General features: G+C 42.3%; 15 protein-coding genes. 6 read left to right on the forward strand and 9 right to left on the reverse strand.

Annotated features, from left to right (window positions below; genetic code table 11):
* Positions 1–62: 62 nt before the first annotated feature.
* The 3 genes from BQ8005_RS06790 to BQ8005_RS06800 are packed head-to-tail and all read right to left on the reverse strand — an operon-like array spanning position 63 to position 1,941.
* Positions 63–425: a hypothetical protein gene (locus tag BQ8005_RS06790; RefSeq protein ID WP_075317529.1), complete on the reverse strand. Its 363-nt coding sequence runs from the start codon at positions 423–425 to the stop codon at positions 63–65.
* Positions 426–881, reverse strand: coding sequence for a hypothetical protein (locus BQ8005_RS06795; RefSeq protein ID WP_004312132.1), 456 nt, complete (start codon positions 879–881; stop codon positions 426–428).
* Between the two features lie 13 nt (positions 882–894).
* A complete protein-coding gene (locus tag BQ8005_RS06800) occupies positions 895–1,941 on the reverse strand; it encodes a hypothetical protein (protein ID WP_234984013.1) in 1,047 nt (348 codons plus the stop codon).
* 211 nt (positions 1,942–2,152) lie between these two features.
* Here BQ8005_RS06800 and BQ8005_RS06805 point away from each other — a divergent pair, with 211 nt between their 5' ends.
* The 3 genes from BQ8005_RS06805 (at position 2,153) to BQ8005_RS06815 (ending at position 5,403) form a co-directional block, all read left to right on the forward strand.
* Complete coding sequence (locus BQ8005_RS06805; protein ID WP_005815306.1) at positions 2,153–3,442, forward strand: IS1380-like element IS612 family transposase; 1,290 nt, start codon at positions 2,153–2,155, stop codon at positions 3,440–3,442.
* 498 nt (positions 3,443–3,940) lie between these two features.
* The gene (locus tag BQ8005_RS06810; protein WP_036631322.1) at positions 3,941–4,597 is read left to right on the forward strand and encodes a recombinase family protein; all 657 of its coding nucleotides are present in this window, start codon (positions 3,941–3,943) and stop codon (positions 4,595–4,597) included.
* Positions 4,598–4,602: 5 nt separating this feature from the next.
* Positions 4,603–5,403 (forward strand): YqiA/YcfP family alpha/beta fold hydrolase, encoded by an 801-nt coding sequence (locus BQ8005_RS06815; RefSeq protein WP_075317531.1) that lies wholly within the window; start codon positions 4,603–4,605, stop codon positions 5,401–5,403.
* A 97-nt stretch (positions 5,404–5,500) separates the two neighbouring features.
* Here BQ8005_RS06815 and BQ8005_RS06820 read toward each other — a convergent pair whose 3' ends face one another.
* Both BQ8005_RS06820 and BQ8005_RS06825 read right to left on the reverse strand, forming a co-directional pair.
* Positions 5,501–6,043, reverse strand: coding sequence for a hypothetical protein (locus tag BQ8005_RS06820; RefSeq protein ID WP_075317532.1), 543 nt, complete (start codon positions 6,041–6,043; stop codon positions 5,501–5,503).
* Between the two features lie 25 nt (positions 6,044–6,068).
* Entirely contained in the window at positions 6,069–6,455 is a 387-nt protein-coding gene (locus tag BQ8005_RS06825) for a DUF2958 domain-containing protein (RefSeq protein WP_083610603.1), read from the reverse strand.
* A 374-nt stretch (positions 6,456–6,829) separates the two neighbouring features.
* Here BQ8005_RS06825 and BQ8005_RS06830 point away from each other — a divergent pair, with 374 nt between their 5' ends.
* Both BQ8005_RS06830 and BQ8005_RS06835 read left to right on the forward strand, forming a co-directional pair.
* Positions 6,830–8,323, forward strand: coding sequence for a Y-family DNA polymerase (locus BQ8005_RS06830; protein ID WP_075317533.1), 1,494 nt, complete (start codon positions 6,830–6,832; stop codon positions 8,321–8,323).
* Positions 8,316–8,732: a YolD-like family protein gene (locus BQ8005_RS06835; RefSeq protein WP_075317534.1), complete on the forward strand. Its 417-nt coding sequence runs from the start codon at positions 8,316–8,318 to the stop codon at positions 8,730–8,732. The genes BQ8005_RS06830 and BQ8005_RS06835 overlap by 8 nt, the downstream gene beginning before the upstream one ends.
* Positions 8,733–9,011: 279 nt before the next feature.
* Here BQ8005_RS06835 and BQ8005_RS06840 read toward each other — a convergent pair whose 3' ends face one another.
* The 4 genes from BQ8005_RS06840 to BQ8005_RS06865 all read right to left on the reverse strand — a co-directional run bounded on the left by BQ8005_RS06840 (position 9,012) and on the right by BQ8005_RS06865 (position 14,076).
* Positions 9,012–9,500, reverse strand: a complete 489-nt coding sequence (locus BQ8005_RS06840; RefSeq protein WP_227194018.1) for an SLOG family protein — start codon at positions 9,498–9,500, stop codon at positions 9,012–9,014.
* Positions 9,501–9,505: 5 nt separating this feature from the next.
* Positions 9,506–10,087: a hypothetical protein gene (locus tag BQ8005_RS06845; RefSeq protein WP_004312124.1), complete on the reverse strand. Its 582-nt coding sequence runs from the start codon at positions 10,085–10,087 to the stop codon at positions 9,506–9,508.
* 405 nt (positions 10,088–10,492) lie between these two features.
* Positions 10,493–12,148 (reverse strand): IS1182 family transposase, encoded by a 1,656-nt coding sequence (locus BQ8005_RS06850; RefSeq protein WP_075317536.1) that lies wholly within the window; start codon positions 12,146–12,148, stop codon positions 10,493–10,495.
* A 1,295-nt stretch (positions 12,149–13,443) separates the two neighbouring features.
* Positions 13,444–14,076: a hypothetical protein gene (locus BQ8005_RS06865; protein WP_004309326.1), complete on the reverse strand. Its 633-nt coding sequence runs from the start codon at positions 14,074–14,076 to the stop codon at positions 13,444–13,446.
* 547 nt (positions 14,077–14,623) lie between these two features.
* On the opposite strand from BQ8005_RS06865, the gene BQ8005_RS06870 reads away from it, so the two are divergent.
* Entirely contained in the window at positions 14,624–16,351 is a 1,728-nt protein-coding gene (locus BQ8005_RS06870) for an IS1182 family transposase (protein ID WP_075317537.1), read from the forward strand.
* The last annotated feature ends 27 nt before the right edge of the window (positions 16,352–16,378 follow it).

Genomic DNA, 16,378 nt, shown 5'->3' on the forward strand with positions numbered 1-16,378 from the left:
ATACCATCATCGCCAGTACAGCCAGCAGGATGACTGTAAAATAAAAAACATAAATTTTCCTGTTAGTATTCATAATCGTCAAGTTCAAGTTTTATTATACCGAAAGAAGCTTTCTCTATAATGTATTCAACATCACGCAAAGTGAGCGCATCATGCTTTATCCGTTCAGAGGCTGAAGGATCTTTTTTACAAAGAGCCAACAATCCCATTCTCAAATCGTATTCATTGATGTTCCAGGTACAGGACCTCTTGAAACAGTAATGTTCCCTATAGCTTTTCAAAGTGATTGCTTTAAACAGTAGCGGCTTCAACATTCCATCCTGAAGTATTCGCATCTCCACCAGTTTCTCTGTGCCGATAACCTTTATCCATGTCCTGTTTTTATGTATGATGTCTGCAATGAGGTAATACGTCTGCCTGTTCATTCAAAGTCCGCAGTTGAAGTCATTCATTATCTGGACATGCTCTCGCTTTTCTATAAATTTTCCACGACGTTCATGTAGTCGCAAATCCTCAAAAATGTCAGCAGACATAACCTCAATGGAATTGTAGATAGTAACATACAACTCATGGATAAGACCATCCGTATGTGTCTTGCAGTTTATCTTGAACATACGTTCCGTCACCGGATAACAGTAGGCGCAGCATTCATGTCCGTATGCGGTAGCGGATGATGGCACTATGTGGTAAAGAATGGCAAGATCCGCATTCATCTCAAACATGTCCAGAACCTTTTCGAGAGGCTGAGGTTCGTGTACTTCATAAGGGAGTACAGCATAATCTTCGTAAGTTTTGATTTCCCCAAGCCAATAATTATCAATAATGGCTGGCAATAATATGGGACCAGATGATCTGAATTTTAAAATAGCTTCCTGTAACATGATATTTATTTGATTAGATGGTTGATATGTATAATCGAATTAGCTGATTCGGAATTTTTGTGGACACATCCCGGTCAATTAAGTGTTTGCTGTCCAATCTGGAAATAATAGCCGGATAATCCTTTGCCATATCAGTCATAAGCCGAATTTGTTCCGGTGTCAGCATTGTTATGGCAAGGGCATCTATCGAGAGATAAGGTTGTAGCATCATCCACAAATAAGCATTGGCATATTGCGAATCCTTTACTATACCACATTTCAGTTTCTCATGACAGACTTTGGCATTCAGAAGCAGACGGCGACCTGTCCTCATGGACATATAGGTAATAGTTTCATCTGCCTTGATTTTACCATTTGATGCTTCCTTATAAATGCTGTCACAAATATTGGCCGTCATATCAGTAATATCCGCCATACCCAAAGCTGAACACTCGTCAATGGAAGCAAGAAAGCTTCGGAAGAAGAAGTCTTCCATACGGATAAATCGAAGAAGCGCATCTTCTGAGTGTACCCCATGTAATTTATATGAAAGCAGAAACTTTGAGTAATCGGCAAGCAAGTCTCTAATATTCCCGGTATATACAGGAATGCTGTCCAATGAGGAAAAGAATACTGTTGCCTGTCGCTTTAATGAGTCAAGTTCCTTATCCTGACCATAGATAGAAGTATGAAGTTTGACGTATGTCACATCACTTAGCGTAAAGTTGTCCGCAAGCTCCATCAGCCTCGTGCGAATGGAATCCGTTATACTGTCAAACCTCATGGTCAGATCGGCATGAGCCGTAAACGAAGGGTCTTTCTGAATGAATTTGTATACTGTGTCTGAACATTCATACCACAGATTGATAAATGAGGCAAGCTGCTCGGCATTACATGTTCCCTGTGCTCTGACAGTCTTATAAAGATTATCGTATTCATTCAAAGCTTCATCAGAGGACTCAAAATCATATTTCTCATGATTATTGCATGAGTAAAACAAGAGTATAGAGCATAAAAAAATCAAGTGAAAGATTAAACTCATTTGAGTATTTTTTCTTTCACTTGATTTACTTTCTTTCACTTGTTTTCCTGAACATGCGTCAGACATACCAATCAAACCGCTATTACAGTGATTCTGACCGATTAAATTTCTACCTTAATTCCGCAACACTATTATAAATATAACTTTTTAAGTACCTGAGCAACAAAAAGTTGCCCAGGATTTTGCCGTGTCAGATTTTTCACTTATCTTAGTGTTGCAATTAGAAAACAAGCGAAAATCGTAACAAGGCATGGCAAAGGTACAAATAAAATCTGAGAAACTCACACCTTTTGGAGGAATTTTTTCAATCATGGAGAAATTTGACTCCATGCTTTCACCCGTTATCGACTCAACACTGGGTCAGAGATGCCGCAGTATCATCGGATATCAGTTCAGCGAGATAGTCCGTTCGCTGATGAGCGTTTATTTCTGTGGCGGCTCATGCGTGGAAGACGTAACGTCACAACTGATGCGCCATCTCTCGTATCATCCTACCCTTCGTACATGCAGCTCTGATACCATCCTCAGAGCCATCAAGGAACTGACACAGGAAAACATCTCCTATACTTCCGACCAAGGCAAGACCTATGATTTCAATACTGCAGACAAACTCAACACATTGCTTATAAACGCTTTGGTTTCTACAGGCGAGTTGAAGGAAATTGAGGAATACGATGTTGACTTTGACCATCAGTTTCTTGAAACGGAGAAGTATGATGCAAAACCGACCTACAAAAAGTTCCTCGGCTACAGGCCTGGCGTATATGTTATCGGTGACAAGATAGTCTATATCGAGAACAGCGATGGCAACACGAATGTGCGTTTTCATCAGGCAGACACCCATAAGAGATTCTTCGCTCTTCTGGAATCCCAGAACATCCGTGTAAATCGCTTCAGGGCAGACTGCGGTTCCTGCTCGAAGGAAATCGTCAGTGAGATAGAGAAGCATTGCAAACATTTCTACATCCGTGCCAACCGATGCAGTTCGCTCTACAATGACATCTTTGCTCTGAGAGGATGGAAGACGGAGGAGATTAACGGCATCCAGTTCGAACTCAATTCCATTCTCGTTGAGAAATGGGAAGGCAAGTGCTATCGTCTTGTCATCCAGAGACAAAGACGCAACAGTGGCGACCTTGACCTATGGGAAGGCGAATACACTTACCGTTGTATTCTGACCAACGATTACAAGTCATCGACAAGGGACATTGTTGAATTCTACAATCTGCGTGGCGGCAAGGAACGTATCTTTGACGACATGAACAACGGATTCGGTTGGAGCAGGCTCCCCAAGTCATTCATGGCGGAGAATACTGTCTTTCTTCTGCTTACTGCATTGATACACAATTTCTACAAGACCATCATGAGCAGGCTTGACACCAAGGCTTTTGGGCTCAAGAAAACGAGTCGCATAAAGGCTTTTGTCTTCAGATTCATCTCCGTACCTGCCAAGTGGATCATGACTGCAAGGCAATACGTGCTGAATATCTACACAGAGAACCGCGCTTATGCAAAACCCTTCAAAACAGAATTCGGATAAGAATCCTTTCTTTCCGGTTAGAATCTGCGTATTTCCTCAAGTCGCATCGTGGGGTAAGGGGATGTTGGCTACATATTGATGTTGTGCTGTTGCTTTTTACTGAAAGCTACTACTAACGACTCATAAATCTACCCTTAATCGTGTATTGGATGATAGTTGCGGATTTTAGGTTCTATATATCATTGGCATATTTTTGTTTATTATGTGGCAAATGTACAGATAAAATTCCACATTGTCGGTATAAAATATCCAGTTTAGACTAATTTATATTTCATACTCATAATAGTATGATTTATAATGTATATCCATTAGTAATAGGAATTTGGGAAAAGAAAAGCCAATCATAAAACTGCCATATCAGTATGATTACTAATATGAATATAATTTATACCTTTGCATCAGAGTAGTGTTCATTATACTCTTGGAGAATTATTATACTATATATTTTTCAAGACAAGATAAGAAAACTGTTTGATTATCAGTCAAAACCTTTATAATATGGCAAAGATAGGTTACATCATGGCAATATCCCAGTATGACAAACTGGAAGAAGACAGGGAGTGGATGAATAACTTCGGATGTATACGCATTATTGAGGAGTGCGATGAGAACGAACGCAACAGACCGCTTTGGAAGCAACTCATGGTTGCCCTGCAAAGGGGAGATGAACTTGTTATCCCCAAATTTTCAAATGCCATCCGTGGCAGTCGAGAACTGGCTACATTCCTGGAATTTTGCCGGGTAAAAGCTATTCGCGTCATAAGCATACACGACCGGATTGATTCCAAGAACCAGCTTTTTCCTGAAACCAAGCCATCGGATGTGCTGGAAATGATGGGTGCCTTACCTGAAGAAGTACTTGCTTTGAGAAAGACTGCCGAGCATGTGGTAAACCTGCAGGCGAAGATGATTGCATCATTACCGAAGGTTTCTTCCACAAAATTACAAAAGCTCGACAGAGAAAAGACAGTCATCAATCTGTATGCAGCCGGTCATCCTATAGATGAGATATGGAGAGCAAGCGGCTTCAAAAGCAGAAGTTCTGTGTTCCGTATTCTGAACAAGCATGGCATCAAACTCAATAGAGGAAACCATTCCGGACCTATCAAAAAGAAAAATGAAGAGGATACATCGAAAGATGTGAATAAAAGCTGACTATAATGAAAAAGATACTTTTCCTTCACGGATTCTTTGCCACAGGAAGTTGTCCGATGGCAGTTGCTCTGAAAGAAGCATTTGAAAATCATGCCTTCGTCTTAACACCCGACCTTCCGCTTCATCCCAAGGAGGCATTAAAACAGGTACGCTCCATCATTGAACAGGAATCGCCCGACCTGCTGCTGGGTAACAGCTGCGGATCTTTTCTTGCGCAGATTCTCGCCCCGATAGTCGGCATCCCGGCATTGCTTGGCAATCCGCACTTTGAGATGACGAAATTCTTAAAAGAAAGAATCGGTGAGCATCAGTACAAAGCTCCACGCAAGGACGGCAATCAGACACTAGTCATTGATGAAGCTTTAATCGAGGAGTTTGCCGAACTCGAAAAGATTCAGTTTGACTGCTGTAATCCGTATTACAGAGACCGTGTCTGGGGACTATTCGGCGAACAGGACGGACTGGCTCACTATGAGCCCATGTTCATGGGACATTACAACAATTCCCATCATTTCCCGGGTGCGCATACTCCTACAGAACAGGAAGTGAAGACCTGGTATGCACCCTTGGCCATGAAGATGCTGATGGAGTTTCCTAAGAAAGAAGAAAGATATTTCCGTCATTTCAAGGGTGGTACCTATAAATATATCCATTCCGCTTTTGACAGTGAAACTCAGGAGCGGATGGTTGTATATCAGGCTCTCTATGGAGAAAAATCCTATTGGGTCAGACCGGAAAAGATGTTTTTTGAGACTATAGAAAGGGATGGAAGAAGCTTTTCAAGGTTTACGGAAATAGACATCTGAGTGTTTAAGGTTTATCCGCATAGCAGCTATAACTACAAGACTGCAACGAGTAAAGGAACAGAAGACCATCCCTGTGGCTCCTGTTCCTTTGTTCTTATCACTCAATTTCCGACGTAATGAAATCAATGTGGCCAGCAAATATATCATCGGCATCAATCTCATGTTCATTGCCCCGGTCGTTTTTCTCATCACCTATGATGGTTATTCTTCCATCATTGTTAATCCTCACTGCAAGGATTACCACATCACAAGGCTCATCATAGTCATACGCTGCTACTATTGGACAATCACCCTCAAAGTGCCATTCATAGCCATCGGCAACTTTCTCACCAAATTGGCGGACTGCAGAAACAAGTTCTTTCTGTTCGCGATACTTTACCTCCTGTACGCTATCATAGATTGAAAAGTTCTTCAACCTGGCATCCCTTTGTTCATGTACCTCCTTGCCATTCTCTTCATCTATGCCATATTCATGAAACTGCACCGGAACATAATCTGCAGGAACTGCCATCCATGAAATGTTATTCAAGGAGTAGTCGTGCTCTACAAGGAAAAGTTCAACGTCCTCTCCAACCATATTCTCCGGAACGTTCAAAACATCTATACGGGCATTTGCGCAATCCATAACAATAATCTTCATAGTTGTTCAAATTTTAAGTTATACATTAGTTTTCATCGTAAAGTCTTGACAAGAAAGACTGCAGTTCTTCGTCCTTTATCCCTTTGAGGGCACAAGGTCTGAAAGTCCTGTCCTGTTCAATCTTCAATAAGCCAAGTCCGTACTTACTCGCATCGTAAGTGACATCGGCCATCTCTGCTGCTGACATATAGCCGTACTCTGTTTCCTGCAAGCCCACCACAATACCATATAGGGTGAAATCATCTCCTTCGGGCTGTCCTTCCATAATATACCAACGGATATTGCCAAGGTGAAACACTGCGATGCAAAGCGCATCCTTTCCTTTTGCGTCCTGTGAATACAGGGGATAATCACTCAGAGCCTCTCTCAGTTCTGCGGTCATCAGACGATTGTTGAATTTTGTTGCTGTCATAATATGTGAATTATTTATTTCCCTTTTGTTACAGCCTTTCAGCTGTGTGTCGGGAAGATTTTTCTGCATCAGAAGTTTGGAGAAGGCAAATAAGGCAAGAATGGCGTGAAGAATACTCTTTAAGTGCCTGTCGCTTAAAGGAAGATTGTTCACCAGACACGTCTTGCAGTTTGACAGATCCAAGATAACTTCGCTGAAAAATTTTCCTCTGACACGACAGCGGATGTGCTTAAAGGCAGACATATAACAGGTGAAAATCAGTCCGGAACTGCATGTAAGAGTGAGATATGGGCTGTATATAACTGATAAGCAATAACAATATTCAAGAATTTTAGAGGATTCTCGTTATCTTTGTATCGTTTTCCGGAAATATAATGAGTACAGAGCCATTACGACAATATATAGCCATAGATCTGAAATCATTCTATGCTTCAGTAGAATGTGTTGAACGGGGATTGGATCCGCTCGACACATGCCTTGTTGTGGCTGATGCTTCACGAACGGAAAAGACCATCTGCCTGGCTGTTTCGCCGGCATTAAAAAAGTATGGTACCGGAGGCCGTCCTCGCTTATTCGAGGTGATTGAGAAAGTACGTGTAGCAAACAGGCAGCGAGGTAACAGTGGAAAATCCTACTCGAAGAAGGAGCTGGACAGCAATAAAAGCCTTGCCATTGACTATGTGGTGGCACCTCCCCGTATGGCTCACTACATAGAATACAGTACAAGAATCTACGACATCTACCTGAAATATATCAGTCCGGATGACATCCACGTCTATTCCATCGACGAGGTCTTCATCGATGCGACCACCTATCTTGCAACATACAGGATGACTGCTCATGAGCTGGCGATGAAGATGATCCGTCATGTCCTTTCGGAAACAGGCATTACAGCTACGGCAGGAATAGGTACCAACATGTATCTGTGCAAGGTAGCCATGGACATTGTGGCCAAGAAGATGCCGCCCGACGAGAACGGTGTACGCATTGCCGAGCTGGATGAAATGTCTTACCGCAGGATGCTTTGGGAGCACACGCCTCTCACTGACTTCTGGCGAGTAGGCAAAGGCATTGCCAACCGCCTGGCTCAGTACAATATCCTGACGATGGGTGATGTGGCAAGATGCTCTATAGAACACGAAGGCTTCCTATACCAGATGTTTGGAGTCAATGCTGAACTGCTTATTGACCATGCCTGGGGATGGGAACCTGTCACCATGGAGTATGTGAAAGCCTATCGTCCTGAAAGCAAATCATTGAGTTCCGGTCAGGTACTCCAGTCGGCTTACACGACGGATAAGGCCCGTAATGTGATACTCGAAATGGTCGACAGTGTGTCGCTCGATCTTGTGGACAAGAGGCTGCTCACCGACCAATTAGTGCTTACCGTGGGGTACGACATTGAATCATTGACCAACCCTTCAATAAGGGAGAAGTACCATGGTAAGATTACAACAGACCATTATGGCAGACAGGTGCCGGTCCATGCTCATGGTACTATAAATATCGAGGAGCCAACTTCGTCAGGCAGTGTCATCTCCGAAAAAGTGGCCGAGCTGTACGACCGCATAGTGAATCCTGTCCTACTCGTGCGCCGTCTTAACCTGTCGGTGAATCACCTCATCCATGAAGAGCTGTATAAGAAGCAACCTAAAATCGTCCAGCTCGATCTTTTTACTGACCCAGAGGAGTCTGAAAAACAGCGGAAGGCTGACGAGGAAAAGGCTGAGAAGGAACGCAGACGTCAGGAAGCTATCCTGAGTATAAAGAAGAAGTTTGGTAAGAATGCCATCCTGAAAGGCATCAACTATGCAGATGGAGCTACCCAGAAAGAACGTAACCAACAGATTGGAGGACACCATGAGTAAATATGACGACATAATCAACCTGCCACACCACGTATCGAAGAACAGGACACCCATGTCCATGGAGAACCGTGCCGCCCAGTTTGCCCCGTTTGCAGCTCTCACCGGTCATGACGAAGCGATAGCAGAAACAGCAAGGCTGACTACCCCCAAGAAACTCCTTTCTGATGATGAGATGGCAAGTCTTACAAGAAAACTCACCTGCGTCATTGAACAGGTGCCGGGACAGGAAGAATACACTTTCGTGCATTACGTACCTGATGCTCAAAAAGAGGGAGGCAAATACGTGTCAATAACAGGTACAGTCAAGAAATACGACGAGATGACAAGAACAATCACGTTATCGGACGAGAAAGTGCTTCTGATTGATAATATTCTGTCTATCAGAAGACATGGTACTCCGGAGTTATAACGAGTTATACCGAAGTTTCGTTCACCAAAATACGCAAAGACCCAGCAAGGATAAAAACTTATCCCTGCAATGAAAGCGTGATTGTCCTGTAGAAGCTGATGGCAAGACCACTCCTACTCACCTGTACTTGACTTATATATCAAGATTGCTATCTGTCTCTTCTGAAATCGTTCCGTTCATCTCCATTCCACCATACTTCCACGATGTAGAAGAAAAGACGGAAGACGAAAAAGACAATAACAGTATCAAAAATTTCATTCATACTCGTTCCATTTAAAATCAATACACATTAATAATCGGGATGCCCCTCGCCCGTGCCTTTTTAACGGTGTAGTATGTTCCACCTTTCTCACGGCCATCATAATAGGCAATGAGATATGAAGCATTCTCAACCATAAACTCGTCTCGGTCAAGGAAGCACCTCGGATAATAGCAGTCACTGAGCACAATTACCTTATCAGCCAGTTCAAGCAACCGTCTATAAACTCTTTTATCATAGATATTATATCTCTCTGCCTGGCCTTCAAATGGTATGGCTGCAGTCAGAGATATTCCGGGCAAATTACATTTCAGCGATTGTACCAACTGTGCTGCCATCAGGTCTATTCCCAAAGCAAATCCGGAAATGAAATTCCTGATGCCATGGTCATAGGCTTCGGATATTGCCGAAGTAAGGCGTTCCTGAATAAATTCCCTTTGGGAAAAGTCATAGAACCGATGTCCTGTAAAAGCAGCTGAGACTGTCCTGTCAAATTTCAAATCATTCATAATTGTCATTTTAGTACGTATTTATAGCTTGTTTTGGCAAGGAAGATGCCGTTGGTCACATGAGCTCCGGCCTGTTCTAATTGGGAGACATAGGCATTAAAGGATGCACCCGTTGTGACTACATCATCCCAAATGCAGACCTCCTTGTTCTTGAAGAAATCAGCATCAATCTCAATGTTGTTCTGCTCATTTATCCGTTTGGCACGCTCTTCCTTTTTTATCTTTGTTCCATGGACTGCAGTACGTTCACCGATGACACTCACATGAGAGAACCCGTCAATGGCTCCGGAAAACTTGCATACAAGCTCGGAAAAATGTCTGTTTCTCATTTCGTTACGTTCCGGACTACTTGCAGGGATGCACGAGAATACCACATTGCATATCTTACGGCCAAACTTCTTTACAAGGAACTTTGCCACGCATTTGGCCACCTCCAGGTGGTTGCGGCCATCCTTGTAGTCATAGACAATCTGACGGTCAAAAACTGCGTCCATTCCTATGTTCTTGATGCGTGAAGGAAAATATCGCAAGAAACTAATCAGTTCCTTGTCTTCCTGACCTTTGATGTAAACATTCACTGTGTTCATACTGCACTCTGATTTTGTTTCCCTTTTGTTAAGTCCTTTCGGACTGTGATCGGGAAGTTTTTTCTGTTTTACAAAGTGCAGACAAACCAATACAGCAAGTCTTCAGTGGACAATACTCTTTTCAAGGAAAAGGAAGATTGTTTACTAAGAACGACTTGCCAATTTGGTGATGGATGCAACAACTTTGCAGAAAAAAGTTCGCTGAATCACAAGTAGGAATGAAGACACAATGGTTAAAATACTAGTATATAGGAACTTTATAACTGAATACAATCATTATAACTGTCGGGTGGGAAATGTCCTGCACCGCCAACAGCAAGTACGGCATCAAGGAGCTCGAGGGTGTGTCGTAATACGCGATTCACCCTCTTTTCTTTATCAACGATAAGAGCGTTGTTAACTTTTTCAAGCAGCGATATTCTGAAGATAATCTCGATATTTTGTTCCCAATAGCTTAAATGAGTGGGTAATAAGGCCGTAAAGGTGTTTAATTGGCCAATTTATCCCCTCTTTATTCATCTTGGTACACATCTTTTTTATATTGAAGGCGATGGCCAGGAAGGAAAAGTCCATAAGGACCTTGTCCTTTCCAAAATGACGGAAGCGCTTGTAGTTCATGTTGAATTTTATCTGTCCAAATACAGCTTCCGGTTCTATACACCTTTGCCCTCTGTGTTTCAGTCCTTCTTCGGAACAGAGAAGTTCCCGGGCTTTCTGTTTGTATATCCTGAGTCGGTGATTCAGTTCTATCGTCCTGTTTCCTTTAGCTTTAAAACACAGACATCTTAACGGACACCCTTCGCATCTGACAGCCCTATACCTGGCATATTCGACTACATATCCGGATTCGGTTTTCGTATGCCTGGTACCTGCCCTCTGCATCTTTTGTCCCATTGGACAGACGCAGTAGTCCTGTTCTTCATTGTAGAAAAAGTTTTCGGCTTTAAAAGGATTCGGTTTAAATCTTGGCCGCTGCTCCATGTGGAAACAATTGTATTTGACGTATGCTTCCATCCCGTTTTCCGACATAAAGTGGTAATTCTCTTCTGATCCGTAACCGGAATCAGCAACCACCGTATGAGCCAAACGGCCGTATCTGTCGGCAAAGGACTTCAGAAAGGGAATCATCGTCAAGGTGTCAGTCGGATTCGGAAAAAGAGAATAATCGATAATGAATTGATTTTCCGTAGCAATCTGAAGATTATATCCTGGTTTTGTCTGACCGTTGTGCATGGCATCCTCCTTCATTCTCATAAAAGTGGCCTCTTTGTCTGTCTTGGAATAAGAGTTGCGGTCCTGAAGATTGTCCAGATGGTTATTGTATTCCTGAAGCTTATCTCTATGTGCTTCCAGTTCTTTCAGCTGCTTGCGTTTCTTTCCCAGCGCAGATTTCTGCTCTTTCGTGGATGGTTCTGAAGTCTGTTCAAGAGCAGTGCGTAATTCTCCCGCCATTTCTGTCAGCATGGAAGGAGTAAACTCAATTTCCTCGTTGTTTTCCGAAGCTTTTTCCTGAGCGATGACGTCATCTATTTGGCTTAACAAAACACTGATTTTCTTCATCAGTCGTTCACGGTTTCGCTCAACGCTCTTCCGCCATACAAAAGTATATTTGTTGGCCTTGGACTCAATCTTTGTTCCGTCAATATATTCCACATTCAGACTGATGAAACCTTTGGATGAAAGCAGAAGTACGGTTTGGGTAAACACTTCGTTGATCTCCTTCTTCACCCGATTACGGAAACGGTTGATAGTAATAAAGTCCGGTTTCTCATAACCGGCTAACCAAATGTAATGGATATCACGACGAAGGAGCTTTTCTATTTTCCGGCAGGAGTATATATTGTTCATATAGGCATACAAGATAACCTTTAGCATCATCTTGGGATGGTAAGGACTACGGCCGCATTCTTTGTATAACTTCCTGAAACCTTCAAGATTCAGGCTTTCAACCAAAGCGTCAACCATGCGTATAGGATCGTTTTCTGCAATATCTTCATCGATTCTTTGCGGAAATAGTACCGTTTGGTTGGGAGTGTAGGGACGAAAATGTATCTTTGCCATATGTATAAATCTTTAGGCTTAAAGATACAAAATCTTTAGGTAATAACAAAGCCCCAGCTTGTGAAAGTCGGGGCTTTGTGCTAAACAAAGAAGGTGTGCTTTTTGACACACCTTCATGCTCCTGACGTACCTTTGACAGAGGGGTGTTCTGGATATAGTCGATTCACTCGACCATGGACAGAATACTTCTATGGCAAACTGTTAGAGGATGCGGACATTGGTGTGGGCGAAGATTACAGAAATGAAAACTCTATGATTACAAAAACCAATGGAAGCGTCAGCTGATAAAGAAGTAAGAGTATAGCATTATAACTGTCGGGTGGGAAATGTCTCGCATCGCCAACAGCAAGTACGGCATCAAGGAGCTCTCCACTATCTTTGATAGCGGAATGCTCTTACCGTACCTTTGACAGAGGGGTGTTCTGGATATAGTCGATTCACTCGACCATGGACAGAATACCTCTATGGCAAACTGTTAGCGAATGCGGACATTGGTGTGGGCGAAGATTACAAGAAAAAGAAAACTCTAAGATTATAAAAGTCAAGGGAAGCGTCAGCTTATAAAGAAGTAAGAGCATAGCATTACAACTGTCGGGTGGGAAATGTCCTGCAACGCCAACAGCAAGTACGGCATGAGAGAGCTCTCCACTATCTTTGATAGCGGAATGCTCCTGCTGTACCTTTGACAGAGGGATGTTCTGGATATAGTCGATCCACTCGACCATGGACAGAATATCTCTATGGCAAACTGTTAGCGGATGCGGACATTGGTGTGGGCGAAGATTAAAGGAAAAAGAAAACTCTAAGATTATAAAGTTTAAGGCAAGCGTTAGCTGGTGGAGTGGTAAGAGCATAGCATTACAACTGTCGGGTGGGAAATGTCCTGCAACGCCAACAGCAAGTACGGCATTAAGGAGCTCTCCACTATCTTTGATAGCGGAATGCTCCTGCCGTACTTTTGACAGAGGGATGTTCTGGCTATAGTCGATCCACTCGACCATGGACAGAATATCTCTATGGCAAACTGTTTGCGAATGCGGACATTGGCGTGGGCGAAGAGTAAAAAAAGTTCTACAAATAACGTTACAGATTCAAACATATATCAGAACTGACTACGTCTTATAAACAGGAATTTTGGCTATGGAATAACAACCAACGACTTTTCAAGGAATATATTCACTACTTTCCAACCTGGAATGTAAGTATTAAAAGAGGTAATCAACCGTCAGCATACTCGATCTTCAAACAGTCCACATCGGGGCTTCCCGATATGGTCTGTTTGAATTATAACTATATCAGTCTATGTCATAACCTATCACACAATCATCATTGATAAGCAGATAATAATAACCGTTACCACAATTTCGGTATTCCTTGCTGAATCCGGCTATCATATCACCATTCTCTTTCGGTTCACACCAAAGTGTCCCGTCATAACCGCAAAAGTCAAACCTATAGCTTGAATACTTCTCTTTCTTTTTGAAGGCTTCCCTGAAGCATGCCATCACCATGTAGCCGCAATACTTCTCGATGGTGCTCAATCTGATACATTTTCCGTCAATACCTGTTCCTGTGGTTATATGGTTCTCGTAAAGGGATTTTGTCAAATCCGCACCTGCAATCCTGCGCAACCAATCATTTGTATGTGTGGCAAGTCTGGCAAGTTTCTGGTATTTGAGAATCATCTTCTTTTCTGCCTCTTCTTCATTTTCAGTGGTCGGATAATAGACTTTCTCAATGCTTGACCAGGCATTGAAAACATAACCTCGTTTGCGTTTACCTTTTGCAATAATGCCAATCACTCCCTCTCCGTCACTGCGGTTAATGAACAACTTTCTACGTTCTCCACTAATTCTGACATACAATGATGTGGGGTTCTTTTCGTTGCGAAGATACTCTTCTGCCGGATGAATCTTTTGTACTTCCATATCTATAAGTATTAAAATTAATCATTTCCCTTTTGTGAAATCATGACAATTTCAAAGGGCTTCAAATTTTCACGCTCCCGATACTGTGAGACATGGAAGATAAGACAAGTAAATGGCTGTAGATTTGTATGGAATACCCAAATCTCTGATTTGCGGAAGGTTGCCATACCAATCTGAGACACATTAGAGAATCGGTACTTGGCGTTCGGACATTCACAGTAATTTTGCGGTGAAAATCTGACAAGCCGTGAATTGTCAGCATACAAAAAGCTTATGAAATATGCTTTAATCAATTACAAGAAGGCGAATTTAGATTCAACTATAAAGGGTTTATTTCATTTGTCTATCAATGATTTAGAGAATTATCTTTCATTCATCCAATGTCCACATGTATTCATGTCCACACGTTTACATGTATACACCTATACAAGTGAAGGTGTGTCAAAAAGCACACCTTCTTTGTTTAGCACAAAGCCCCGACTTTCACAAGCTGGGGCTTTGTTATTACCTAAAGATTTTGTATCTTTAAGCCTAAAGATTTATACATATGGCAAAGATACATTTTCGTCCCTACACTCCCAACCAAACGGTACTATTTCCGCAAAGAATCGATGAAGATATTGCAGAAAACGATCCTATACGCATGGTTGACGCTTTGGTTGAAAGCCTGAATCTTGAAGGTTTCAGGAAGTTATACAAAGAATGCGGCCGTAGTCCTTACCATCCCAAGATGATGCTAAAGGTTATCTTGTATGCCTATATGAACAATATATACTCCTGCCGGAAAATAGAAAAGCTCCTTCGTCGTGATATCCATTACATTTGGTTAGCCGGTTATGAGAAACCGGACTTTATTACTATCAACCGTTTCCGTAATCGGGTGAAGAAGGAGATCAACGAAGTGTTTACCCAAACCGTACTTCTGCTTTCATCCAAAGGTTTCATCAGTCTGAATGTGGAATATATTGACGGAACAAAGATTGAGTCCAAGGCCAACAAATATACTTTTGTATGGCGGAAGAGCGTTGAGCGAAACCGTGAACGACTGATGAAGAAAATCAGTGTTTTGTTAAGCCAAATAGATGACGTCATCGCTCAGGAAAAAGCTTCGGAAAACAACGAGGAAATTGAGTTTACTCCTTCCATGCTGACAGAAATGGCGGGAGAATTACGCACTGCTCTTGAACAGACTTCAGAACCATCCACGAAAGAGCAGAAATCTGCGCTGGGAAAGAAACGCAAGCAGCTGAAAGAACTGGAAGCACATAGAGATAAGCTTCAGGAATACAATAACCATCTGGACAATCTTCAGGACCGCAACTCTTATTCCAAGACAGACAAAGAGGCCACTTTTATGAGAATGAAGGAGGATGCCATGCACAACGGTCAGACAAAACCAGGATATAATCTTCAGATTGCTACGGAAAATCAATTCATTATCGATTATTCTCTTTTTCCGAATCCGACTGACACCTTGACGATGATTCCCTTTCTGAAGTCCTTTGACGACAGATACGGCCGTTTGGCTCATACGGTGGTTGCTGATTCCGGTTACGGATCAGAAGAGAATTACCACTTTATGTCGGAAAACGGGATGGAAGCATACGTCAAATACAATTGTTTCCACATGGAGCAGCGGCCAAGATTTAAACCGAATCCTTTTAAAGCCGAAAACTTTTTCTACAATGAAGAACAGGACTACTGCGTCTGTCCAATGGGACAAAAGATGCAGAGGGCAGGTACCAGGCATACGAAAACCGAATCCGGATATGTAGTCGAATATGCCAGGTATAGGGCTGTCAGATGCGAAGGGTGTCCGTTAAGATGTCTGTGTTTTAAAGCTAAAGGAAACAGGACGATAGAACTGAATCACCGACTCAGGATATACAAACAGAAAGCCCGGGAACTTCTCTGTTCCGAAGAAGGACTGAAACACAGAGGGCAAAGGTGTATAGAACCGGAAGCTGTATTTGGACAGATAAAATTCAACATGAACTACAAGCGCTTCCGTCATTTTGGAAAGGACAAGGTCCTTATGGACTTTTCCTTCCTGGCCATCGCCTTCAATATAAAAAAGATGTGTACCAAGATGAATAAAGAGGGGATAAATTGGCCAATTAAACACCTTTACGGCCTTATTACCACTCATTTAAGCTATTGGGAACAAAATATCGAGATTATCTTCAGAATATCGCTGCTTGAAAAAGTTAACAACGCTCTTATCGTTGATAAAGAAAAGAGGGTGAATCGCGTATTACGACACACCCTCATATGAATACATGTATACAAAAAGCCACCACCA

Origin of the sequence: Bacteroides togonis (assembly GCF_900130135.1) — a bacterium.
GTDB classification, from domain to species: Bacteria; Bacteroidota; Bacteroidia; order Bacteroidales; family Bacteroidaceae; genus Bacteroides; species Bacteroides pullorum.